The following is a 24502-nucleotide window of genomic DNA, read 5'->3' as shown; positions in this document are numbered from 1 at the left end:
CCGCCGTCCTGGGGCCCTGGACGGAGATCAGGAGGACTTGGATTTGGCCTCTTGGATTATCCTGCTGGCCTCGGCGTAGCGTTCCTCGATGTACTGCTCCAGCATCTTCTCTTCGACGCGCCACTGGCCCCTGCCACCCACTTGGATGGCCTTGAGTTCTCCGCTGCGCACCAAGGCGTATGCCTGCGGAGAGTTGATCTGAAGCTGTTCGGCGACATCAGCCAGGGTGAGGAATCGGGGCATGCATCCATTTTGCCACTGTTCGACCCACTTGCCGGGGTTATCCACAGTTGACGTAATTTGAGGCTTTTGGCTTTCGAAAGGGACCAACATGCGGTCAGAATAGGGGCCACTGGAGGTCGTCGCCGACTAACTATGCAATGGGGGAAGCAGGATGGGTGTAACTACCGCGGCCGCTGCAGCGCGGCTCAGGAAACCGTCATGGAGGGATCCGCGACTTTTGGTGGGGGTTCTCCTGGTCTTGGCATCACTGGCTGGAGTCATCGCCCTCGTTGGAAGCGCGGACCGTACCATCCAGGTGTATGCGGCGCGCGAGTCGATTGCCGTGGGCCAGAGAGTCAGCAAGGACGATCTTGCGATAGTCAAAGTCCGGCTCGACGACGTTGAGTCCAGTTACGTGACTCTCGCGGATGGCCTGCCCGAAGGAAAAGTTGCCGTTCAAAGAATTGCCAAGAACCAACTCGTTCCGCAGGAGAGTCTGGGGGCCGCGGACTCCCTGAACCGCAAACCTGTGGCGATCGCGATCCAGGAGTCACTGCCTTCCCAAGCGGTGGCAGGATCCCGCGTTGACGTTTGGGTAGCCCTCCCCGATGCGCGCAACGGTTTCGGCACGCCACAGTTGCTGTTGCCCGGTGCGGAGATCGCCCAGATCACGGAAGGCGCCTCCACGCTCGGGGCGTCCAAGGAGAAAGTGGTTCTGGTCCTAGTGACCGATGAGCACATGCCGAAACTTCTTGGAGCGCAGGCGAACAAAGCGAAGATAGCTGTGGTTTGGAATCCGGGCGGTGCCGGCACATGAGCATCCCCGTTGTCACAGTCGGGCAGTCCCGGGAGGACTTGGTCGGGGGACTAGAGCGGCTCCATGGGCCGGTCACGGTAGTGCGCCGGTGCGGCGAACTCGCGGAACTTCTGGCTGTTTGCCAAAGCGGTCTCGCGCGTGCCGCGGTCATAGCCGAAGGCGCTGAGGAACTGACGGCATCGTTGGTCGACCGGCTGGCGGCTGTCGGAGTGTCCATCGTTGCCCTGAGCGACGACGCAGGGGAGGAGAGCCGCCTGCGGAGCATCGGCGTCGTGACAGCGTCGCTGGATGTTGATTCGGCAACTCTGGCTTCCAGGATCTCCGATGCCGTAGGCCAGCTGCCCGGACAAGGAAGGCGACGCGCGGAGCCTCGGGATTCCGAGTTTGCCGACACCGCCGCAGAACTCCGTCCCACCGAAGCGGCGGAAGAACCGGAACGGGCACCGGCAGGTGCTGGCCGGATCATCGCGGTCTGGGGGCCCACCGGGGCGCCGGGCAGGACTCTTGTGGCTGTCAACATTGCTGCAGAGCTGGCGGCTGAAGGCAAGTCAGTGATCCTTCTCGATGCAGACAGTTACGGGGCCAGTGTCGCGGCATCGCTGGGCTTACTGGACGAATCCGCCGGACTGGCACAGTCTTGTCGACTGGCGGATCAAGGATTGTTGGACGCCGAATCGCTCAAGCGGATCGCCGCGCCTGTCTTCGCCAAAGCTACTAGTTTCCGGGTTCTTACCGGCATTACGCGCGCGGACCGGTGGACGGAGCTCCGGGCTGGCGCGCTCTCCTCCGTACTTGAACTCGCCAAGGAGATCGCGGACGTCGTCGTGGTCGACGCAGGTTTCTGCCTTGAAGCCGACGAGGAACTCAGCTTCGACACCATGGCCCCTCGACGCAATGCCGCAACACTACGCAGTATCGAACTGGCGGACACCGTTTACGCCGTGGGCGCGGCCGACGCCGTCGGGGTTCCGCGACTCGTGCGTGGGCTCGCGGAACTTGAACGGGCAGTCCCGCACGCGGCTCCACGGGTGGTCCTGAACAAAGTTCGGGCAGCATCCGCGGGCCGGTCGCCCGAGCGTGAGCTCCGCGAAGCATGGGAACGGTACGGCCCCGGCCATGGCATCGAGGTATTCCTTCCATCCGATCCGGAAGCCTGCGACGCGGCGTTGTTGTCCGGTGCCGTGCTCTTCGAATCTGCCCCCGAATCTGCCTTGCGGCTAGCAATCGCAAAAATGGTCTGTGCACCTGTCCAGCAAAATGGCAAATCCTCTGTCGCATATTCCAGAGCAAGGCAACGCCTAAAGCGTTAGGCTCGCCATGTGGGCTGCAAGGACGCAGCAATCGAGATGTGATGGAGGCGTTTGTCGATGTCGTCAGGATCCAGCGTGGAGGATCGTTCTAAACCTGCAGTAGTCCGGGAAGGGTTCTTCGGAGACTACTACGAGCATCTCGCAGAGGAGGACGCCCGCGGATACGCTGCCGAGCAATTGACCTCCAGGGCAGCGGCCCACCGGGAAGCGGGACAGAGCCGAAAGCCGGGCACCGCCAAGGTCAAGATTGCCAACGAGGGTGATCGCAGCATTCTGTACATCGTCACAGATGACATGCCGTTCCTGGTGGACTCGGTGAACGCCGAACTCGTCCGCCAGAACTGCGCTATCCGGCTTGTCATGCACCCACTCTTCGTGGTTTCGCGTGACCACCTCACGGGCGACCTGTCCGACATTGCCCGGGTGCCGTCGAACATTGGCATCTCAAGCGGTGACACCGCGGCAATGCCGAATATCGCCCATCTGATCGCCCAAGGCGACAACGTCTCCCACATGGAGTCGTGGATCGCCGTCGAGGTTGACAGGGTGGCCGACGACTTCCAGAAGGAACTCGTGGACGGAATCCACCGCGTCCTGAACGACGTCCGCGCCGCCGTCGAAGACTGGCCCAAGATGCGCACGAAGGCGCTTGAGCTGGCATCATCCCTGGACAAGGTGGCCCACCCGGAAGACATCGCGGAGCTCAGGCAAGCGCAGGACCTTCTGCGTTGGTTGGACAACGGCAACTTCACGTTCCTCGGCTACAGGGAATACGACCTCATCACCGAGAACGGTGAAGACGTCCTTGAGTTGCGCGAAGAGAGCGGCTTGGGACTCCTGAGGGCAGGGGACCACCCGCACCAAATCCAGCACCTCACCGACGCCGGACGCAGGAAGGCGCGCGAGAAGCGTGCCTTGGTCATCACCAAAGCCAACTCGCGGTCCACCGTGCACCGTCCCGCATACCTGGACTACATCGGTGTCAAGAGCTTCGATGTTGCAGGCAACGTCAACGGTGAGCGCCGCTTCATCGGCCTCTTCGCCACGAGCGCGTACACCGGTTCCGTAAGGAACATCCCCATCGTTCGGGAAAAGGTCGACGCCGTGCTCCGCTCAGCCGGTTTCCCGCAGGACTCCCATTCCGGCAAGGACCTCGTCGGTATTCTCGAGACCTACCCGCGTGATGAACTCTTCCAGATCGAGACCGAGGATCTGGCCGCAACGGCTTTGGGTATCCAGCGTCTGCAGGAGCGGCGCCGCACCAAGCTCTTCCTGCGCCCGGATATCTACGGACGGTTCATGTCGGCACTGGTCTACCTGCCCCGTGACCGCTACACCACCAACGTCCGGCAGCGGATTGAGCAGGAGCTCCGCGAGACTTTCGAAGCCGAGAGCATCGACTACGAGGCCCGGATCACGGAGTCCGCACTCTCGAGGGTGTTCTTCCGTATCCGGCTGCCGCGGGAGGCTGAGCTTCGCGACGTCGACGCCGGTGAACTCGAAAAGCGGCTTGTCCGGGCTTCTCGGTCCTGGGCTGAAGGAATTGCCGAGGTGCTCCGCGAGAACACCAGCGGTTTGGATGCCGAGCGGCTGTCCGCCCTGTGGGCTGATGCGTTCCCCGCCGGCTACCGGGTCGACTACGAAGTCGAAGACGCACTCAAGGACATTGAGCGTTTCGAGAAGTATGCCGCCACAACCGACCGCGACGCCGTCGCTGTCCAGGCGGTCCCCGGAGTGCATGTCTATTTGCCCAGCGGCGCCGGCGAACTCCTCGAAGAGGATGCGCGCGTCAAGCTCTACCTCTTGGAACCCAAGAGCCTGAGCCAGATCCTGCCGTACTTCCACAATCTTGGCCTCGAGGTTCTCGACGAGCGACCATTCGAGATTGAGACTGCCGACCACCGCGACTTCTTCCTCTACGACCTTGGCCTGAAGTACCCCGCCGGTGTCGATCCCGTGGCCACGGGCCAGCTCTTGGCGGACTCCTTCAGTGCCGCAGTGACGGGTGCGGTGGAATCCGACAGTTTCGACCGGCTCGTACTCCGGGAAGGTATCCACTGGCGGCAGGTTGTCATGCTTCGCGCCTATGCGAAGTACATGCGCCAGATGGGGAACACCAACTCCTTCGAGTTCATTGCGGATACCCTTCTTGCGAACCCGGAGGTTGCACGCGGCCTGATTGACCTGTTCGGGGCCCGCTTTGATCCTACTTCGCCTGACGCCGCGCGTCCGGCCCGCCAAGAGAGCGCCCGCGCCACATTGGCCGAAGCAATTGACCAGGTGGCTACGCTCGACGCCGACCGGGTCCTGCGGACGTTCGTCAACCTCATTGAGTCGACGCTGCGCACGAACTACTTCCAGGGCAAGTCGTACGTCAGCTTCAAGCTCGATCCCACCGCGATCGACGGCCTGCCGTTCCCGAGGCCCAAGTACGAGATCTGGGTTTACTCGCCCCGCGTTGAAGGCGTTCACTTGCGCTTCGGCAAGGTAGCCCGTGGCGGCTTGCGCTGGTCCGACCGCCGTGAAGACTTCCGGACCGAGATCCTCGGGCTGGTCAAAGCACAGACGGTCAAGAACGCCGTGATTGTGCCGACCGGCGCCAAGGGCGGATTCTTCGCGAAGCAACTTCCGGATCCGGCACTTGACCGCGCCGCGTGGATGGCGGAAGGCATCGAAAGCTACAAGACCTTCATCCGCGGCCTCCTCGACCTCACTGACAACCTTGTGACCACAGCGGACGGCGAGAAGATCGTGCCGCCGTCGGACGTCGTCCGTCAGGATGACGACGATTCGTACCTGGTGGTGGCCGCGGACAAGGGCACGGCAACCTTCTCGGACACTGCCAACGGCCTGGCCGCCGAGTATGGCTTCTGGCTGGGGGACGCATTCGCTTCCGGTGGTTCCATCGGATACGACCACAAGGCCATGGCCATTACGGCCCGAGGTGCATGGGAGTCGGTCAAGCGACACTTCAGCGAGCTGGACCTTGACACCCAGACTGAGGAATTCACCGTGGTTGGCGTCGGCGACATGTCCGGCGACGTGTTCGGCAACGGGATGCTGCTCTCCAAGCACATCCGCCTGCTGGCCGCCTTCGACCACCGCCACATTTTCCTCGACCCGACGCCGGATGCGGCTTCGTCCTTCGCCGAACGGCGGCGTCTCTTCGAGCTGCCCCGTTCTTCCTGGGATGACTACGACCGCTCGCTCATCAGCGCAGGTGGCGGGGTCTTCCCCCGCCAGGCCAAGGTCATCCCGATCTCGCCGGAGGTCGGCAGGTCCCTCGGCCTGCCGGACGGAACGGTCCAGCTGAGTCCTCCGGAACTTCTGCGTGCAATACTCCTGGCTCCGGCCGATCTCCTGTACAACGGCGGGATCGGAACGTACGTCAAGGCCAGCACCGAGTCCCACGCCGAGGTGGGGGACAAGGCAAACGACGTCATCCGCGTCAACGGGCGCGAGCTTCGGGTCAAGGTTGTCGGCGAAGGCGGCAACCTCGGAATGACGCAGCGCGGACGCATCGAGGCCGCATTGCAAGGCGTCATCCTCAATACCGATGCGATCGACAACTCTGCCGGCGTGGATTGTTCCGACCATGAGGTCAACATCAAGATCTTCGTGGACCGGATGGTTGCCGCCGGGAAGCTGGACGTTTCCGAGCGCACATCGTTCCTCGCCGACATGACCGACGAGGTCGGGCGCCTTGTGCTCGAAGACAACATCGATCAAAACATCCTGTTGCTCAACGACCGCACACGCGTCGCCGAATGGAGCCCAAGCTACGAGCGCCTCATGGACTGGTTGGAGAAGTCCGCCGACCTCAAGCGGGACCTTGAAGCGCTACCGACCACCGACACTCTTCGTGAGCGGCTGGAACAGGGCCAGGGCCTGACGTCCCCGGAACTGTCTGTCCTCGCCGCATATGCCAAGATCGAATTGGGCTCGGCCTTGCGCGAAAGCGATCTGGCGGATGATCCCTGGTTCCGTAAGACGATTCGCTCCTACTTCCCGAAGCAGCTCCGCGAACGTTTCGACGCCGAACTGGACACCCATCCCTTGCGTCGTGAAATCGTCGCGACCGTGGTGGCCAACGACATGATCAACCTGGGCGGCATCACCTTCGCCTTCCGCACCATGGAGGAGACTTCGGCTACCGAGGTCGCCGTCGCGAAGGCGTTCGTGGCCCTTCGAGAGATCTACGAACTCGACTCGATGGTGCGGGAGCTCAATGCCTTGCCTGCTTCGTTCCCCACGGAACACTGGAGCACCGTCCACCTCGACATCCGAAGGCTCCTGGACCGCGCCGTTCGCTGGTTGCTCAGCCAAGGTAACGCGTCGAAGCCGATCTCGGAGATCGTCGCCGAATTCAAGCCGATGATGGACCCAATGCGGGCCAGGGTACTCGACTACCTACGCGGCAGCGACAAAGAGCGCGTCACCGCTTGGCTTGAAAAGGCGCGTGCGTGGGGCCTGCCGGATGAGCTTGCCCATCGCTGGGCCGAGCTTTTCGAGAGCTTCGTGCTCCTGGACATTGCCAAGATCGCGCAAAGCCGCGAAGCCCGTGTGGAAGAAGTCAGCCACGTCTACTACACGGTGTTCGACCGCTTCCACGTCGATTCATTGCTGGAGCGAATCACAGCACTGCCGCGCGATGACAGGTGGCAAGCTCTTGCCCGTGCAGCCCTGCGCGACGACCTCTACTCGACCGTGGCGGACATGACGACGTCGGTGCTCGAATCGACCGACGCCGGACTGGACGCCGAGGCTCGTTTGAGGGCTTGGGAGGATCTCAACGCCGAGCAGTTGGGACGCGCGAAGAGCATGTTTGACGAGGTCAACGCGTTGGAGGCCGACGACATGGCCTCTCTGTCGGTAGCATTGAGGCTCTTGAGGTCAATCGTTCGACGCTAGGGACAAGCCCCGGCGTTATATGGAGGTGCAGTGGCAATCTTTACAGACCCCATCAGGGAGCACGCTGATTTCGGGCCTGGAGATGCCGAATGGCTGCACCTCCTGGTCGGCGACTGGCAGATGGTCGCCGACCTGGCGTTCGCGGACTTGGCCCTATGGTTTCCGCACCCTGAATTCGGTTACATCGCGCTTGCCCACGTCAGGCCGTCGACGAGCCACACCGTGTTTCATGCGGACTTCGTCGGGGAAGGCATCCGCTCGGATCTGCGACCGATAGTCGACAAGGCGTGGTCCAGCCGCTCCATCGAACGCTCCAGCGAAACAAGCTGGAGCAGCGAGATGGCCTTGCGGGTAGAAGCGGTGCCCATGGTCAGGAACGGACGGACCCTTGCGGTCGTCACATCCCATATGGACCTTTCCAGTTCACGGATGCCTTCACGCCTGGAGCTCACGTACAGGCAATGCGCCTACGATCTGCTCCGGATGGGAACGCTGGGACTGTGGCCGGACTTCGCTTCGCCGACGGGTTCCCGCCGCGGCGCTCCCCGCGTGGGTGACGGCCTCATCAGGCTCGACGCCGACGGCATCGTGCAGTATGCGAGTCCGAACGGCGTCTCCGCGTTCCGCCGCCTCGGCGAGGTGGAAACCTTGGAAGGGCGGTCCCTCGCGGAAGTAACCGCAGGACTCCTCAAGGACCGGCGGATGGTGGACGAGACGTTGCCGCTGGTCGTGACCGGTCGGATGCCGTGGAGAAGCGAAATCGAGTCCCGCGGAGTCAGCTTGTCACTGCGCGCGATTCCGTTGCGCGATGAAAAGCATCGCTTCGGTGCCTTGGTTTTGTGCCGCGACGTCTCCGAGCTGCGACGCCGCGAGCTCGAGCTGGTGACGAAGGACGCGACGATTCGTGAAATCCACCACCGTGTCAAGAACAACCTGCAGACAGTGGCTGCTTTGCTGCGCATGCAGTCGCGGCGGATGGTCAGCGATGAGGCGAAGCAGGGCCTGGAGCAGGCAATGCGGCGAGTGGCGACGATTGCGCTGGTGCACGAGACGCTTTCGCAGGGGCTCACTCAGAGCGTTGATTTCGACGAACTCATCGGACGTCAGTTCCGGCTTTCGGCGGAAGTAGCGTCCCCTTCGCAGCACGTCCGGACCGAGCGCGCAGGCCTGTTCGGGGAATTGCCGAGCGACTTCGCCACGCCTCTTGCGTTGGTTATCAATGAGCTCGTGACAAATGCCGTGGAGCACGGTCTTGAAGGACGGGCCGGAACAGTATGGCTGATGGCCGATCGTTCCACGGGGGAGCGCGGCGATGAACTCCTGACGGTGACGATTGCCGATGATGGGGTCGGTCTGCCCGAGGGGTCCTACACGGAGGGCCTCGGCCTTCAGATTGTGCGGACGCTTGTCACGAGCGAGTTGGGTGGCAGCATCCAGTGGATGCCGCGCGACGGCGGTGGCACCGCCGTCGAGATCGTCCTGAACCTGGTGCGAAGCTGATGCCGGCCGCTCGCGACGCGCTCTGTCGGTAGACGCGACAGACATACGAAGATGGCCCGGACCTTTCGGTCCGGGCCATCTTCGTATGTTCTCTTTGCCTCAGGCGCTGTGCTTTGTGGGTCCCAGACGCTTAGGAAGCGCGGCGGGCGCGGGCGGCGCGGCGCTTGAGCGCGCGTCGCTCGTCCTCGCTCATACCGCCCCAGACGCCAGCGTCCTGGCCCGATTCAAGCGCCCACTGAAGGCATGTGTCCACGACGGGACAGCGGCGGCAGACACTCTTCGCTTCCTCGATCTGGAGAAGCGCAGGGCCGGTGTTGCCTACTGGGAAGAAAAGCTCCGGGTCCTTGTCAAGGCAGGCTGCGCGGTTACGCCAATCCATGCTGATCAGTCACTCCATTCGTGAGTACTAGTTAAGCCTTTTGTGAAAATATTCACGAGAGGCTTCATAGGAAAGGGGACCCATTGGGCCCCCTTGGTCGTCTGAGTCAAGCGTGTCATGTTAACGCCATGTAAACAAGGGGTTCAAGCCTTTGAAACCGTGAGCGATGCATCACACTGGCCGCCGGGCTACTCACAGGTATTCGACTATGTCCGGTAGTGTGCCAGTGTGTCAAGACCCCCTCTGAACCCTAACCATGACCCAGCAGCGCCCGGCGACGACAGCCGAGGGACCGGCCGCGACAACTTTGGCCGGACATCCGGCGGAGGAACGCGTCCCGTAGGAATCGTTGTTATTTCGATCGTGGTTGTGCTGGAAGCCCTCGCACTATTGACCGCCGGGGTGCTGTATATATACGAGTTGGTGACTGGTGCTCCGGTGGCCTCATTCTGGGGAGCCGTGTTCACCCTGGGCCTCCTGCTGGCCTTTTCTGCGTTGCTGTTTGCCGTGGGACATTTCCTGTTCCGTGGCTACCGCTGGACCCGGGCGCCAGCGTTGGTTGCCCAACTGTTCGCCCTGACGATCGGCTTTCCCACTTTGACTGGAGGGCTGGTTCTCGCCGGTCTTGCCATGGTGGTGCCGGCTTTGGCCGGGATTGTCTTCTTGTTCGACAAGCGGGTCATTGCCTTCGCGTCCCGAGCGGGCGGATCCCGCGCCGCCCTCTGACCGTTTTCACTTTGGTGCGGCTTCCGAGTCCGGTGCTACTTCCGAGTCCGGAGCGGCGACCTGGAGGGCACGTGTTTGTCCGTTCTCGATGAGAACAGCACGACCCGGCGGTGCCGCGTGTTCAATGTCGAGGCGCACGCCGAAGAAGTCCCCGGCTGTAGGCGAGCCATTGCCCAGAAGAATTCCGCTTCCGTGGTTTCTGGCCAGGGAGGCAAGGGGCGTCCGGTGCAGAAGGGCCGGGCTGTGACCCGCAGTTGCGACGACCGAGAAACCCATACCGGGAAGTTCGGCCAGGAGAGTACCGGTTTCGATGCTGAGGCGTTCGGCGTCGTCCACGAGGGGGACGACTTCCGGACCCACGAGCTTGCGGCTGGCGTCCCCGTGGAATTCGGCCCAAAAGGCATCAGGATCGGCACCTTGGGGTAGCGTCCGCCATTCACGGCCTGGATTGAGCTGAGCCAATGAGGTGAGCAAGGACGACTTGCCTGAACCCGGGGTACCGAGGGCGAGGAGGACGGCTGATCGCGGCAGTGTGATCCAAACAGGTTCGTTTTCGTCCCCTCCCACGCCGATGAGCACCGATCCCGGCCCACGAGCGGGGGAATGGGCGACGGCTTCTGTTCGGTTGTCCGCCGCGAGATCCGAAGCGCGGATGAGTTGCGGCAAGGGATCCACCCGGAATGGGTGCCGACCAGGCTGACAGGGCACACAGTACGGCCAGGCCGCATTTGGCGGGGGTGCCACTAGCTGGGCGACTGCAGTGTCGACTTCTATGAAGTTGCCGCCCACGACGGCCCGACCCCTCAGGGGCTTCATTGCCGCGAAACGGGGCCACGCCAACCGCCCTTCTTCTGTGGTTCCGGCGGGAAAGTATGCGCGGTTGGGGATTGACCCGAACATGCGCGACGCCGTCAGTTCGCGGTCGCCCGTGACAAGAACGGCCAGTCCTGACTTCGGTCCATCGCGGACGATTGCATGGACAAGGTCTTCGGCCCAGGCCAGGGGCCCTGCGCGCAACTCAGAGACCCACGAACCCCAGCTTGATATGACGAGGAAAAGAGGGACTTGCCCGACGACGGTCCCTAGGGATTGCCGCGCCGACATTTCGGCCGCAAGCCTCTCCAGGATGCGGACGCCCCTTCTGATGTCGTTGACGGTGGCAACCGCACCGACGCGTCCCTGGGCTCCCACATCAGCGAATAAGCCGTCTCCGTCAAGGACGTAGAGATGGAGGTCCTCCGCACCTCCAACAAGTTGCGCCGCTGTTGCCCGACAGGCATCTTCAATTCCGCTTCCAGGAGGGCCAACGAGTCCAAGATGCCCGTGGACGAGCGGACTCCAGCACAGGCCGGCCACTCGTTGCTGCGTGGGGAAGTCGGCCAAGCCAAGGTAGGCCGTCGGGCCTGCCCTCGTTCTGCTTGCCGTGTGCTTGCTTGTCGTTGCCGTCCTGCCAAGGGATTCGGGAAACGGGATGGACTCAGGAAGGGGATGTGCAACGGGTGTCCGGAGCGGTCTACCCCCGTGGACGTCCCAAACCCGGTTGATTGCTTTGATGATGGGGCGGGCGGCTTCCGCGGGCGTTGCCTCCACAGCCTGAGTCTCTGCCTCGGCGCTTTCGAACCAACCGCTGAAGCGGAGCGACCCTGCCGCCGGCCGGGCAATGGTCTTCGTGACTGACGGGGCCTTTTCGCTACCGGAGAGAGTCGCTGACTGAAAGGGCTCGGCATCTTCCACTCCGCGGACCATGTAGGCGCGGCCAGGCAGGGACACGGGAATCGATGCCGCTGCGGCCGAGTTGATGACGTCCCGGGATTCCATTTCCGATTGGACGCGAAGAGCAATGCTGGTGGTGACGTTCGCCCGGATGTCCGCACTCAGTGCACCCTGTGGACGTTGGGTTGCCATGATCAGGTGGATGCCCAGAGACCGGCCCAGGGTGGCGATCCGCATCAATTCGGCCAAGGCATCCGGGGCGTCTTCAATGAGCATCCTGAATTCGTCGATCACAAGGACCAGACGGGGCAGCACTGGAAATTGGTTTCTTCGTCCCGTTGCTGCCCTACTCCCGGTTCCCCCGATGTTGGCCCAGTATGCGGGCAAATCAGGGACACCGGCCTTCGCGAGGATCCCCTCCCGCATCCGAACCTCGGCACGGAGGGACGTGAGGGTACGTTCGAGCTCGTGTTCACTGAGGTCCGTGAGCATTCCGACGCATTGCGGGAGGTCGACCAATGGCCCGAGTCCCGAACCTCCCTTGAAATCAACAAACAGGAAGTTGACCCGGTCCGGGCTGTGGGTCAGCGAGATCGCCGACACTATTGTGCGCAGAAGTTCGGACTTGCCCGATCCCGTTGTTCCAGCAACGAGGAGATGCGGGCCATCCGAAACCAGGTCCAGGGACCGGGGACCGTCGGCTCCTTGTCCGATGACCGCTGAAAGCCCTCTGCGTACTGAAGAAGCGTGCCAGCGGGTTGCGATGTCAGAGGGCTCATAGGGAAGCAGGTCAGCCAGCTGGCAGGTAGACGGGACAAGCGGCGCCCTTTCTGCCGTAAGGCCGGGCGCTCTTGCCAAGGAGCGACAGTAGAGGTCAAAGACCGAGCGCGGGACAAGGTCAGGATCGAATTCCGTTTCTGAAAGACACGAGCGGAGGACTGCGCGCCTGTTCCACAGATCGACTACGTAATCGCTTTCATCGCCGCTCGCCGAGCGTTGGAAGATTCTCCAGCCAGACTCGATCGCCGCTAGCCGGAGTGGGCCGACGGCGGGATCCTGTTCGGGCCCCACCAGAAACAGTGCTCCTGATCTTTCCGCGGGCGCCGAAAGAACAGCTGCTGCTGAAGAGGCGTCCGTGGTCAAGGTAACGCGGGGGAGGAAGCGGGCGCTGGACGGCAAGAAGGCAATCGGTCCGTGTATGAGGACAGGAACGTTGGTCGCGCTGGGAAAGGCCGCCAGCTGCATGAGCAGAAAGCTGAACATTCCTTCCACGATGGCGTCAGGTCCCGTGAGTGAAACTGCTTGGATAGAGGGATCCAGGGCCACCGGCACCGGGCCCAACTGAGGTGGCTCGAAGCTTGGATCCGCGGGATCGAGTGCAACCAAGGCGTTCTGCACACTGGTTCCGAGCCGGAGCCAGATATCGCGGCGGACCACCGTTCCTTCCGTTGTACTGGTTTTTGGCGGCGTAAACTGCATTCGCCCGAGTTCTCCTGAGGAGGAAGCAGTTGAGCTGACGGCATAGGCGAGCTCCGCAGCGGACGGTGAGCATCGCCGTCGTCGGGCTCGGTCTTGTTCGACGGCCGCCGCGATCGCGGCAGCCAGAAGGCGGCGCTCACGTCTTCCCGATATTGCCGGGGCAAGGACCGCGATGGCAGAAATTGCGGTGAATCCAAGGAACATCCACATGCCAGTGGCGAGTGCCATTCCAACTCCCAGCAGGAACGGAAGTCCGGCCGTGAGGAGAAGTTGCGTGCGGTTGCCGGCATCGTGGCGCCGAAGAACCACAATCGGCTCGGCGACGCCCAGGCCAGCTGCCCCCAGGGAATCCGCTCCGAATTCTTCGTTGCCGAAGACCACTGACATGACGGAGCCGCCACAACGGATCGTGGAAGCGGTTGAGAGAGAAGCGGAGCGGACTTTGCGTCCATCGACCATTGTTCCGTTAGCGCTGTTGTTGTCCCTTATGGTGACTGCTGTCTCGGAGATCGTCAGCACGGCGTGAACCCGGGAAACATCAGGATCCGGGAGGCAAATGTCCGCGTCGCTCCTGCCGATCCTGTAACTGCCACGTTCCAGTGGAATCACCAGGCCCGCGGCAGGTCCGGCGTGCACGAGCAAGGACAGAGCCGCGGGACCGCGTTTGCTGTTAGGGGTATCCCGTGCCTCCGGATCGGCCCCGTCGACCAACACAGCTCCGGACATGAGCGGCGCCGAGCCAACGGCGAGACCGCCGAGCGGTAGCCCATCGACCGTCAGTCTCGCAGTTCCGAACTCGGCCGCCACGGCGGCCTCGACGACGGCGCCGGGGGTGCCGTTGCCCACGGCTATGGCGAGCTCGACGGGTTCACCTTGCCGTAAGGCCCCTGGGGCCCGGACGAGGGTGCAATGGAGTGTCACTGTGTCCGCTCCTTCGGCTCGCGCGACTGCTGTTCATCCACGATATTTGGGATGTGGGCCGGGTGTTCTTGGGCAGTTGGCCTATGTGGAAAACGCCGTGCTCGCGGGGCAGCGAACGGCCGCGGCGGCAATTGGATGCGGCATCTCAGGTAGGCTTGACCTGCAGCCAATGCAGATCATTAGGCTGCCCGCATTCGAACCAGGAGTATTTGTGACCGCTGACCTCGTCATCGTCGGGTCGGGCTTTTTTGGCCTGACAATCGCAGAACAGGCCGCCACTGAGCTGGGCTTGAAGGTTGTTGTCATTGACCGCCGGCACCACATCGGTGGCAACGCCTACAGCGAAACGGAGGAGCAGACCGGAATCGAGGTGCACCGCTATGGTGCACACCTCTTCCACACCTCAAATGAGCGGGTATGGGAGTATGTCAACCGGTTTACGACCTTTACAAACTACGTGCACAAGGTTTACGGCGTGCACAAAGGCGAGGTCTATTCCCTCCCCATCAACCTGGCAACAATCAACCAGTTCTTCCGCGCCAACCTGACTCCTAGCCAGGCGCAAGACCTGATCAAGGAGCAAGCTGGTGAACTCGCGGGAACAGATCCGCAGAATCTCAATGACAAGGGCATCCAGCTGATCGGCCGCCCACTGTATGAAGCATTCATCAAGCACTACACCGGCAAGCAGTGGCAGACGGACCCCAAGGATCTCCCGGCGGGCATCATTTCGCGTCTTCCTGTCAGGTACAACTACGACAACCGGTACTTCAACGACAAGTACGAAGGCCTGCCGACCAACGGATACACGGCGTGGATCGAGAAGATGGCCGAGCACCCGAACATCGAAGTTCGCCTGAACACGGACTTCTTTGACGAGTCGCATGAGTATTCAAAGAACAAAGTTGTCGGCAAAATTCCGGTCGTCTACACAGGACCCGTGGACCGCTACTTCGACTTTGTCGCTGGAGATCTGTCCTGGCGCACCATCGATTTCGAGGAAGAAGTCCTGGACATGGGCGACTTCCAGGGAACGTCCGTTGTCAACTACAACGACGACGACGTCCCGTTCACCAGGATCATCGAGCCGCGCCATTTCCACCCGGAGCGTGGCTACCAGACGGAGAAAACCGTCATCATGCGCGAATTTTCCCGGTTCGCTGAAAGCGGCGATGAGCCGTACTACCCGATCAACACCCCGGATGACCGCGAAAAGCTGCTGAAGTACCGCGATCTCGCAGCCGCTGAAAAGGACGTGCTGTTCGGCGGACGCCTCGGCACCTACAAGTACCTCGATATGCACATGGCCATCGGTTCTGCCCTGTCCATGTTTGACAACAAGATCCGTCCGCACTTCGAAAGCGGCGCAGAAATTGAAAGCGGAGGAGTGGACGCATGAGCGTTTCAACAGAGCCCATGAACCAGGGCGCTACGCCCGGACTGGGCGAAGATTGGCAAACCGTCCATCGTGTTGTCTTTCCGACGGACGGCGACACCGACACCCTTCCGCTCTACCTGGACTTTAACGCAGCCCAGCGAGTTGTATCTGAAGAATCGCAGACATCCAAATCCGGTTCGGGTGTCACTGCCGTTACGTCGAGCGGGGCAAAGATCCGCTCAGATTTCATCGAGAACCGGCGCCAGCTGCACTTGCCGGCGTATCGGCGGCTTTCCTTCGGCACGTACTTCAATGCGTTCCCCGCGAGCTACTGGCGGGCGCACACGGATATCACCAGTGTGCGCCTCACGGTCGCGGTCGACGCGCCGGCAACCGTTGTCATTCTTCGGTCCAGTGCGAGGGGTACTTCCAACAGGGTTGAAAGCATCAGCGTAGACGCAGGGCGGCCGGTAGATGTCGTCCTGCCGTTGGCCAACTTCGGCGACGGCGGCTGGTACTGGTTTGACCTCGTGGCTTCATCTGAGCAGGTCAAACTCCTCGGCGCCGAATGGTCCGTAAAGAAGCCTGAAGGATTCGAGGCCGGCACCGCCACGGTAGCGGTAACCACTTTCAACCGCCCCGATTTCTGCGTCAAGCACCTATCGACATTTGCCGATTCCCCCGAGCTTCTCGACGTGATGGACCGGCTCCTGATCACGGACCAAGGTACGCAGAAGGTACGGGACCAGGAAGGCTTCGAAGGGGCAGCCGCTCGACTCGGGGACAAGTTCGGACTCATTGAGCAGGGTAACCTCGGTGGTTCGGGTGGTTTTGCGCGCGGCATGCACGAGACGGTTGAAGACGGCCGCAGCAAGTACGTGCTGCTGTTGGACGACGACGTCATCATCGAAACCGAGGGCGTCTTGCGCGCCATCAACTTCGCTGACTTCACCAGGAAACCGACGATCGTGGGCGGTCACATGTTCAACCTGTACGAACGCTCTGTCATGCACAGCTTCGGTGAGGAAGTGAACGAGTACAAGTTCCAGTGGGCCGCGGTCGACAGCACCAAGGAAGCTCATGACTTTTCCGCGAGCAACCTTCGCACGACCCCGTGGATGCATCGTCGGATCGACGTGGACTTCAACGGCTGGTGGATGTGCCTGATTCCGACGAGCGTTCTACGCGAGATCGGACTCTCCCTACCGGTATTCATCAAGTGGGACGACGCCGAATACGGCATCCGGGCCCGCCGACACGGCTTCCCCACGGTAACCCTCCCTGGGGCTGCAGTCTGGCACATGCCCTGGACTGAAAAAGACGACACTATCGACTGGCAGGCTTACTTCCACCAGCGAAACCGCTGGCTTGCTGCCCTGGTCTACTCGCCCTACAAGAAGGGCGGATTCCTGCCGCGCCAGAGTTTCATGGTGGATGTCAAGCATTTGTTGTCGATGCAGTACTCAGCGGTCGAGCTTCGCTTGGATGCCCTTGAGGACTTGCTCAAGGGGCCCTCTCACCTGCACCAGACGATTCGGACCAAACTCCCCGAAATTCGTTCGCGACGTGCAGACTTCGACGATGCCCGCATCACAAAAGAAGTGGCAACCTTCCCGCAAGTTAAGCGCGTGAAACCGCCGAAGCGTGGAAAGAAGCCTTCCTCTCCGAAGTCTCTTCTCGCTGCCCTTGCGACGGCGGCGTCGGCAGGGGTCCGTCAGGTGCAAAGCGTAAGGCCCGGAGCCCTGGAGCACCCCGAGGCTCTCGTTCCGGCAATGGATGCTCGCTGGTGGCGGCTGTCCCAGCTGGACTCGGCAATCGTCTCGTCTGCTGACGGAACCGGCGCGTCCTGGTACAAGCGGCACCCTGAGCATTTCCGCAACATGATGGCACGCAGCATCAAACTCCACCAGCAACTCCTCCGGGACTGGGAAAAGCTTTCCGAGGAGTATTCCCGGAGCTTGCCCGAGTTCACGTCGCAGCAGGCGTGGCGCGAGACTTTCGACGCGGTGACCACTACGACCCCGCACGAAAAGGCCAAAGGGTGACAACTGCGAGTGACTTCAACGAGACCGCCCCGCTCGTCCGTCCGGGCGTGGGGGGCGGTCTCGCGGACGTGTTCAGACAGCGATTTCTGCTCAAACTCCTTGTACGCAAGGAGCTGCAGATCCGCTACAAGGGCTCGGTTCTCGGGCTGCTTTGGTCCTACGTAAAGCCGGGCGTTCAGTTCCTCGTCTTTTACATTGCCTTGGGGGTCTTTCTCGGACTTGAGAAGAGCGCTCGAAACCCGGACGGTCTGGCCAACTACGCCGTGTACTTGTTCTCCGGGATCGTTCTGATCAACTTTTTCACCGAGGCGCTCAGCAACGCGGCCCGTTCCATCGTCGGCAACGGTGGCCTCATTAAAAAGATCTACCTGCCGCGTGAGCTTTTCCCCGTTGCCTCCGTCTGGGTTTCGGCCGTACATTTCATACCCCAGTTGATTGTCCTGGTTGTCGCCTGTGTCTTCGCCGGGTGGCACCCTAGCTTCGTGCAGCTCGCTGCAGCCATTGCGGGGTTTGTGATCGTAGCTATGTTGGCCACCGGTCTAGGACTCCTCTTTGGCTCTGCGAATGTCTATTTCAGGGACTCCGAGAACATCGTGGACATGCTGCTGATGGTTGCGACCTGGACTTCTCCCATCATGTACTCGTGGACCATGGTGCAGAGCAAACTCGGCGCGAGCTGGTACGCCGTTTACCAGGTCAATCCCATTACGATCGGCGTCGAGGCGTTTCATTATGCCTTCTGGCTTCCAACCACCGATGAAACCGCCCCTATGCCGCCGAATCTGCTGCCCCTTTGGGTCCCCGTGGGAATCATTGTTTCCCTCGCAGTTCTCGTTCTCGGCCAGTGGGTATTCCGCCGGCTTGAGGGCCGATTCGCGCAGGAGCTGTGACGATGTCTGTTGCAATTGAAGTTCAGAAACTGAATAAGCAGTTCGTGCTGAGGCATACGCGCTCCCTCAAGGAGGCAATTGTCTGGCTTGTCAGCGGACGAAGGGGCGACATCTCGAAGAAGTTCCATGCTCTTCACAATGTCGATCTTGAAGTCCAACAAGGTGAGACTGTGGCGTTGTTGGGTTTGAATGGATCCGGCAAGTCCACGCTGCTCAAGCACATTTCAGGCGTCATGTTGCCCGATAGTGGATCCGTGCGCACGCGAGGCAGAGTTGCCGGCCTTATCGAGGTAGGCGCGGGGTTCCATCATGACCTGTCCGGCCGGGAGAACGTCTACCTGAACGGTGCGATCTTGGGGATGACTGAAGCTCAAATCGACGAACAATTCGACTCCATCGTGGAATTTTCCGAGATCGGCGAGTTCATCGACACGGAGGTCAGGTTCTATTCATCGGGTATGTACCTTCGCCTGGCGTTTTCAGTCGCCGTTCACACAGATCCCGAGGTTTTCCTCGTGGACGAGATACTGGCAGTTGGAGACGAGCCGTTTCAGCGCAAGTGCCTCGCCAGGATCAAGGAGCTTTCCGCGGCAGGGAAGACCCTCGTCGTGGTCAGCCACGACCTCGAACTCGTGTCCCGCATTTGTGATCGAGGCGTGGTGCTCAAACACGGAAATATCGTTTTTGACGGAGCCATTAATGATGCCGTGGCCCAATTACGCGCCGAAAGCTCGCACTAGGGCAAGTTTGTAGCGGCTGGAGACGAGTTGGAAGAACAAATCCGCGGCGCCGGGTCGGAACAGGACGTTGGCCTGCTTCGTCCGCTTTGAGGAGGCCCTAGCGGCGCAGCGGGCGTCCCCGGCCTTGGCCATTGACCGGTCGAATCGGCGGTGCGCAGGATATATGCCTGAGCGCAACCAACAATCTGGCGTCAGTTGCAGGCGGTCAGCTTGAAGAGTTTAGCCGCGCCGTCCTTGGCCAAGAGTTCGAATCCTGGGGCAGAATCAGGGATTAACAGTCCCTGGAATCCGTGGTTGCCGCCGTGGACCTCTTGGGTTCCGAAGTCAAGGACGTACTGGACTCCAGTGGAGCGGGCTGCAGGGCACACAGCGGGATTCTTTTCGACGTCGCGAAGTGAATCGTTAAGTAACAACTCGTCGCTAGTGTAAGTCGTCAGAGTGTGTTTGGACGTTGTTTTTCGGTCTGCCAACGCGAATGCCAATGCACCGCCGTTCCAAGGGTTTACGGCTATGGTTGCATCTTTGGGAACGAGCGCATCGATTTCGTTGATTACTTTTAGTTCGTCGGCGCTCACAAGGGGTGCATCTGGCCCCGCCGTGTAGTGGCTTAGCGTCACCGCGATCGAGCTTTGCAGTGGTATCGACTGGACCACTGACAATACGCTCATGAGGGCGAGCGGAAGCACTACGCCTCCGGACCATCGAGCCTGGGTCCATGCCACTCGCTTGAGCGAAGACGTTGCTTGGATGGAAGTCCACAACATTTGCAATTTGCGGCACAACCAGACTGCCCCCAACGCAGCTAGAGGTACGGCAACCACCGGCATTAGGGCCGCCAAACGATAGCTGTCGTTGTACCAAACGCCCGTCAAGGCGTTGCGAAGCACCTTATTGTTTTCAGCCGATACGACGACAAACAACACAGCGGCTATGAAGAAGGACCCAATGAACCAGACCTTCGTGGGTTTGCGGAGTAGGAAGACGAGCCCTGCGATCATCAACGCGCTGATCACCCAGGCCGCCGGGTGCTTCATCCCTGAATTCGTGACAACTTCGCCTACAGCTTGGCCAACAGTCTGCACGGTCGGCCAAGAAGCCGCCTCAGCTGGGGGCCTGATGAACTTCCACATGACTGCGACCACCGCCAGGAGGCCAAGGAGACCGGTCCCAAGGAGAATGCTCATCCTTGCCGGGAGGCCGGCTCGGCGCCTTTTAATGCAGAACCATACGTAGCTGGACAAGATCAACGGTCCGGAAAGAGCAATGAGCGACATCAGCCCGTTCGGATGTGCGATCGCGACACCAGCGGCCGCCAGAGGTGCGAGCGAGTAGCGGGTCAGCCCGCGAAACCTGCTGCTATCGCCGATTCCAAAGAATACAGCGACGCATGCCAAAGCGGCGGGGAGCATACTCACCGAGAGGAAATTGGGGTAGAGAACGCCGAAGTCGAGCAGCAACAGGGGAAACGCCCCAAAACCTGCTGACAAAATGCCCGCCGCTCCGATGGCGTAGGGGTTTGGCCCAGCCAGAGTGCGTGTAAGGAGCATGCATCCGAGCGGCCAGACAACCGCAGCCACGCAGATGTTGAGGACGTTGACGCCCACGTTGACCGGAGCACCGGTAATCTCGATAAGCAATGATGCAAGGTCATGCCAAGCTGCCGGATAGAAGAACGGGGGGGCATCTCCACTTGTCATGCTTGACATGGTCAGCGAAGAGGCATTACCAGTATCAAGGATGTAGCGTACGGCGTTCAGATGAAAGATGTTGTCAAAAGTCTGAGAAAAATTGTCCGGTCTTCCAAAGGCATCTCGAAGCTGGATCCCTATGGATACGGCGCCACCGAGGAAGCCGATAGCCGGAAAGGCATAGCGCCGTGCCCCTGGCAACTCAACTCGCCAGGTTGCCGCCTTCCCACGAGCGCGATTAGTCAAGAAGGCGATGCCGAACGCGCAGGCGGCGAGCAAGACGGAAACCGCCGCCACGACCTGTGGGGACCACCCGATGCCTGCGACCTGAACGGCCACGGCCGTACCGGCGACAACTGCCACGGTGAAGATAGGAGTGACTGCAGCGAAAGTAAGGTTCCTGAGACCCAAGGCAAAGGCGATCAAGCCGCCAGGAATGAACAGAAGCCCAAGGCAGGCAAGAATGTAGGGCAGGATCGAATACCAACTCATTAAATCTCCAGTCGAAATACCGCGTAAATGGGACCGCCAACTGGCCCAGGGCAACTAGTCGTTGAGCAAATCCAGTAGGTAAGCGCCGTATCCGCTCTTCACAAGGGGCTCGGCGCGTGCTCGAAGTTCCTCGTCATTGAGGAAGCCCAATCGCCAAGAAATCTCCTCTGGAGCGCCGATCTTCTGGCCCTGCCGATTTTCCACCGTGCGGATGAAGTTTGAAGCATCACTGAGGTCGTTGAAGGTCCCCGTATCCAGCCATGCGGTTCCTCTGGGAAGGATTTCGACCTGGAGTTTGCCGCGCTCAAGGTAGACGCGATTCACGTCGGTTATTTCCAGTTCGCCACGTGCCGAAGGCTTGAGATGGCGAGCAATGTCGATAACGTCGTTGTCGTAGAAGTAAAGCCCCGGAACGGCGTAGTGGCTGCGTGGCTTCTCTGGTTTCTCTTCAAGAGACAGGGCGCGTCCGTCGTCGTCAAACTCCACCACGCCGTAAGCCTTGGGGTCTTTCACCCAATAACCGAAAACAGCCCCACCGTCTATATTTGCGTGGCGGCGGAGTTGGGTGCCCATGCCCTGACCATAGAAAATGTTATCTCCTAGTACCAGGGCCACTGTTTCGTCCCCGATGTGGTCGGCGCCCAGAATGAAGGCCTGGGCCAGCCCGTCCGGCGAAGGTTGCTGAACGTAGCTGAGGTTCACTCCGAACTTGGTTCCATCGCCGAGCAACCGCTGGAACTGCTCAGCGTCCTGGGGAGTCGTGATGATCAAGATATCCCGGATGCCTGCGAGGATAAGTGTCGAGAGCGGGTAGTAAATCATCGGCTTGTCATAGACCGGGACGAGTTGCTTGCTTACACCGAGGGTGATTGGGTGCAACCGGGATCCGGTTCCGCCGGCCAAGATTATTCCACGCATGGCTTCAATACTCCCGTACCAACTTCGAGTCAGCAAACCCGCGGCGAGACTTAGCTGCACTGCTCGCGAAACGGCGCGCATGCCTCAGCCTGCGGCCGTCAACCCGCGTTGTAGAATGTCGAGGGCTTGTGGCCACGCTGGCCACGCTATCAATCTAGAACGGAGTGCGCGTGTCATCGAGTCGCGCTGTGCCTTTGGGGGAGTCGACGCTGGATTCGGCCACGGCCACGCCGAGTGTCCGGCCAGCTGCGAAAAACCGAAGCGGCTTCCGCCCGGACATTCAGGCACTCCGTGCGCTTGCGGTGAGTTTCGTCGTACTCGGTCACCTGTGGCCCAAGTTGCTCCCAGGCGGCTACGTCGGTGTCGATGCTTTCTTTGTTATCTCTGGGTTCCTCATCACAGCGCACTTGTCCAAGGAAGTATTCGCTACTGGACGTTTGGACTTTGCGGCGTTCTATTCGCGCCGTATTCGGCGGCTTCTTCCCGCCGCATTCGTCGTACTGGCCGTATCCCTCGTTGCGGCGGCCGTGATTCTGCCCTTCTCCCGATGGGGGGACACCGCTCAACAAGTTCTGGCCAGCGCCATTTATGGGGAGAACTGGGTCCTGGCCGCTAACGCCGTCGACTACTCGGCTTCAACATCGAGCGCTACGGTGGCGCAGCACTACTGGTCGTTGTCAGTGGAGGAACAGTTCTACTTGTTTTGGCCGTTGCTGCTCGTCGGTTTGGCGTGGGGGGCCAAACTGCTGAAGGCCCGCCCGCGATGGATTGTGGCGGCGGGAATTGGCGCGGCGTCTCTGGTTTCTCTCGCACTCTCCTCACATTATGCGGACATGGGACGCCATGAAGCTTACTTCTACACCCCGGTCCGTCTCTGGGAGTTTGGGGTCGGTGCGATCTTGGCCCTGGTGGTCAGCAGGCTGCGATTCCCGCGGGCTGTCTGCGGACCGATAGTACTGCTAGGTTTTGGCGGACTTCTCGCGAGCGCCTTGCTCTTCAACGCTGCGACCCCTTTCCCTGGCACGTTCGCCCTTTTGCCGGTGCTCGGAACTGCCCTCGTTATTGCCGGAGGAACGCCGGGACACCGCTTCTGGCATAGCCGACTCATTTCTTGGAAGCCCGTGCAATTTCTGGGCAACATTTCGTACTCCCTCTACCTCTGGCACTGGCCTCTGATCGTCGTTGGGCCGTTCCTTATCAGTGCCGAGTTGCGGACACCGGCCAAGCTGGTGCTGCTAGCAATCTCAGTGGCTCTCGCGTGGGCCACGAAGGTGTGGGTCGAAGATAAGGGCATTGCGTTCCGCCCGCAGGTTCGTCCCGCTCTCAAGACCGTGTTGGCAATGGTGGTAGGCATTGTTGTCGTCGGCGCCGGATGCGGCGGCCTCGAGCTCGGACAAACTGCCAAGGTCGCTGCGGCAGAGGAGTCCATGCTGCGGCAAAAGACCTCTGTGTGCTACGGACCTAGTTCCATGGACCACCCGACCGAGTGCCCGGATAGGTTTGGGCCTGCCGCGACCCCAATCATGAGCGACGCGAATGCCTATTTCAAAACTCCCTCGGAATGCACTGAGCCTCTGGATATCCTGCTGGCGGGTGACAAGAAGACGACACGGATCTGTGATTTCAGTGGGGGCGCAGCGAACCCGCAGACGATATGGCTAGTCGGTGATTCACACGCACAGCAGTGGCAGGGGCCGATATTCGACCTTGCCAAACGAAACAAATGGGTGGTCAAGATCAGCTTCGACGGTGCCTGTCCGCCGGCCGCGGTGTCTTACGTGGGCTACTACTCGTCGGTGGCAAACCAGGCAAATGTGGACGCTTGCAGGAACTGGGGTCGGGAGGTGTCCGACGCTATTAAGGCCGAGCGGCCGCAGTACGTCTTTACCGCGGCGTTTGCACGCAAGGAGCGTGTGGACGACGGCTCTGGGCGGTCACAGAACGAACAGTACGCCGAGGGGTTCGGCAAGTACTGGGAGTCATGGACGTCTGTGGGTACCGAAGTGAGGGTATTGTCCGACCCGCCTTACAATGTCGACGTCAGGTCTTCGGACTGTGTCCAGTTAAATGCCAAAGATCCCGTACGATGTGCCGTGGACCGAGGGGTGGCCGATCCGGAAGATCCTATGAGCTATGCCGCACGGGTGAGCCATGACCCTAAGGTGAGGCTCATTGACCTGACCCGATATTTCTGCGATGCGAAAATGTGCTATAGCGTGGTTGGTGGGGTCGTCGTGTACTACGACGTTAACCACCTGAACCTTGAATTTAGCCAATTGCTGGCGCCAATGATTCAGGCCAAACTCTAGCGGCCAAGTCGACAACGGGGAGAGTCGTCCCCGGCAAGACCCGGAGAATCTGGGGCCGGATGCG

At 60.9% G+C, this 24502-nt stretch carries 15 protein-coding genes; 10 read left to right on the top strand and 5 right to left on the bottom strand.

What is annotated here, in order from left to right:
- Nucleotides 1-27 precede the first annotated feature (27 nt).
- A complete protein-coding gene (locus tag ACFVTG_RS07180; RefSeq protein ID WP_059387549.1) occupies nucleotides 28-243 on the bottom strand; it encodes a helix-turn-helix domain-containing protein in 216 nt (71 codons plus the stop codon).
- Between the two features lie 151 nt (nucleotides 244-394).
- Here ACFVTG_RS07180 and ACFVTG_RS07175 point away from each other — a divergent pair, with 151 nt between their 5' ends.
- The 4 genes from ACFVTG_RS07175 to ACFVTG_RS07160 are packed head-to-tail and all read left to right on the top strand — an operon-like array spanning nucleotide 395 to nucleotide 8760.
- Entirely contained in the window at nucleotides 395-1039 is a 645-nt protein-coding gene (locus ACFVTG_RS07175; RefSeq protein WP_390279202.1) for an SAF domain-containing protein, read from the top strand.
- Nucleotides 1036-2349: a CpaE family protein gene (locus ACFVTG_RS07170; protein WP_390279200.1), complete on the top strand. Its 1314-nt coding sequence runs from the start codon at nucleotides 1036-1038 to the stop codon at nucleotides 2347-2349. The genes ACFVTG_RS07175 and ACFVTG_RS07170 overlap by 4 nt, the downstream gene beginning before the upstream one ends.
- A gap of 57 nt (nucleotides 2350-2406) precedes the next feature.
- Complete coding sequence (locus ACFVTG_RS07165) at nucleotides 2407-7260, top strand: NAD-glutamate dehydrogenase (RefSeq protein ID WP_390279198.1); 4854 nt, start codon at nucleotides 2407-2409, stop codon at nucleotides 7258-7260.
- A gap of 30 nt (nucleotides 7261-7290) precedes the next feature.
- A complete protein-coding gene (locus ACFVTG_RS07160; protein WP_284751309.1) occupies nucleotides 7291-8760 on the top strand; it encodes a sensor histidine kinase in 1470 nt (489 codons plus the stop codon).
- A 130-nt stretch (nucleotides 8761-8890) separates the two neighbouring features.
- On the opposite strand, the gene ACFVTG_RS07155 is transcribed toward ACFVTG_RS07160, so the two are convergent.
- On the bottom strand, nucleotides 8891-9139 hold the full coding sequence (locus ACFVTG_RS07155) for a WhiB family transcriptional regulator (protein WP_003804966.1): 249 nt from the start codon (nucleotides 9137-9139) through the stop codon (nucleotides 8891-8893).
- Between the two features lie 228 nt (nucleotides 9140-9367).
- On the opposite strand from ACFVTG_RS07155, the gene ACFVTG_RS07150 reads away from it, so the two are divergent.
- Nucleotides 9368-9865: a hypothetical protein gene (locus ACFVTG_RS07150; RefSeq protein ID WP_390279195.1), complete on the top strand. Its 498-nt coding sequence runs from the start codon at nucleotides 9368-9370 to the stop codon at nucleotides 9863-9865.
- Nucleotides 9866-9871: 6 nt separating this feature from the next.
- Here the strand turns inward: ACFVTG_RS07150 and ACFVTG_RS07145 are convergent, their stop codons facing one another.
- Nucleotides 9872-13978 carry an FtsK/SpoIIIE domain-containing protein gene (locus ACFVTG_RS07145; protein WP_390279193.1) on the bottom strand — a complete coding sequence of 1369 codons (4107 nt, stop codon included), beginning with the start codon at nucleotides 13976-13978 and terminating at the stop codon, nucleotides 9872-9874.
- A gap of 211 nt (nucleotides 13979-14189) precedes the next feature.
- On the opposite strand from ACFVTG_RS07145, the gene glf reads away from it, so the two are divergent.
- Genes glf through ACFVTG_RS07125 form a run of 4 tightly spaced genes read left to right on the top strand, consistent with a single transcriptional unit; the run spans nucleotide 14190 to nucleotide 19031 of the window.
- The gene (gene glf / locus ACFVTG_RS07140; protein WP_390279191.1) at nucleotides 14190-15377 is read left to right on the top strand and encodes a UDP-galactopyranose mutase; all 1188 of its coding nucleotides are present in this window, start codon (nucleotides 14190-14192) and stop codon (nucleotides 15375-15377) included.
- Entirely contained in the window at nucleotides 15374-17401 is a 2028-nt protein-coding gene (locus ACFVTG_RS07135) for a glycosyltransferase (protein WP_390279189.1), read from the top strand. The genes glf and ACFVTG_RS07135 overlap by 4 nt, the downstream gene beginning before the upstream one ends.
- On the top strand, nucleotides 17398-18291 hold the full coding sequence (locus ACFVTG_RS07130; RefSeq protein ID WP_390279187.1) for an ABC transporter permease: 894 nt from the start codon (nucleotides 17398-17400) through the stop codon (nucleotides 18289-18291). The genes ACFVTG_RS07135 and ACFVTG_RS07130 overlap by 4 nt, the downstream gene beginning before the upstream one ends.
- Before the next feature lie 2 nt (nucleotides 18292-18293).
- A complete protein-coding gene (locus ACFVTG_RS07125) occupies nucleotides 18294-19031 on the top strand; it encodes an ABC transporter ATP-binding protein (protein ID WP_390279185.1) in 738 nt (245 codons plus the stop codon).
- 191 nt (nucleotides 19032-19222) lie between these two features.
- Here ACFVTG_RS07125 and ACFVTG_RS07120 read toward each other — a convergent pair whose 3' ends face one another.
- Nucleotides 19223-21211: a DUF6541 family protein gene (locus tag ACFVTG_RS07120; RefSeq protein WP_390279183.1), complete on the bottom strand. Its 1989-nt coding sequence runs from the start codon at nucleotides 21209-21211 to the stop codon at nucleotides 19223-19225.
- 54 nt (nucleotides 21212-21265) lie between these two features.
- Entirely contained in the window at nucleotides 21266-22129 is an 864-nt protein-coding gene (rfbA, locus tag ACFVTG_RS07115) for a glucose-1-phosphate thymidylyltransferase RfbA (RefSeq protein WP_390279348.1), read from the bottom strand.
- A gap of 164 nt (nucleotides 22130-22293) precedes the next feature.
- On the opposite strand from rfbA, the gene ACFVTG_RS07110 reads away from it, so the two are divergent.
- On the top strand, nucleotides 22294-24438 hold the full coding sequence (locus ACFVTG_RS07110) for an acyltransferase family protein (RefSeq protein WP_390279181.1): 2145 nt from the start codon (nucleotides 22294-22296) through the stop codon (nucleotides 24436-24438).
- Nucleotides 24439-24502: the final 64 nt, after the last annotated feature.

It is taken from the genome of Arthrobacter sp. NPDC058127 (assembly GCF_042884555.1).
In the GTDB taxonomy this organism is placed as follows: Bacteria; Actinomycetota; Actinomycetes; order Actinomycetales; family Micrococcaceae; genus Arthrobacter.
The sequence above is the reverse complement of the archived record's forward strand: the minus strand, read 5'-3'. Positions and strand labels throughout refer to the sequence as shown.

Coding starts and splice junctions, on each gene's coding strand:
- rfbA (WP_390279348.1), bottom strand. CDS start 22,129: ATGCGTGGAATAATCTTGGCCGGCGGAACCGGATCCCGGTTGCACCCA.
- ACFVTG_RS07135 (WP_390279189.1), top strand. CDS start 15,374: ATGAGCGTTTCAACAGAGCCCATGAACCAGGGCGCTACGCCCGGACTG.
- ACFVTG_RS07180 (WP_059387549.1), bottom strand. CDS start 243: ATGCCCCGATTCCTCACCCTGGCTGATGTCGCCGAACAGCTTCAGATC.
- ACFVTG_RS07165 (WP_390279198.1), top strand. CDS start 2,407: ATGTCGTCAGGATCCAGCGTGGAGGATCGTTCTAAACCTGCAGTAGTC.
- ACFVTG_RS07125 (WP_390279185.1), top strand. CDS start 18,294: ATGTCTGTTGCAATTGAAGTTCAGAAACTGAATAAGCAGTTCGTGCTG.
- ACFVTG_RS07120 (WP_390279183.1), bottom strand. CDS start 21,211: ATGAGTTGGTATTCGATCCTGCCCTACATTCTTGCCTGCCTTGGGCTT.
- ACFVTG_RS07175 (WP_390279202.1), top strand. CDS start 395: ATGGGTGTAACTACCGCGGCCGCTGCAGCGCGGCTCAGGAAACCGTCA.
- ACFVTG_RS07155 (WP_003804966.1), bottom strand. CDS start 9,139: ATGGATTGGCGTAACCGCGCAGCCTGCCTTGACAAGGACCCGGAGCTT.
- ACFVTG_RS07170 (WP_390279200.1), top strand. CDS start 1,036: ATGAGCATCCCCGTTGTCACAGTCGGGCAGTCCCGGGAGGACTTGGTC.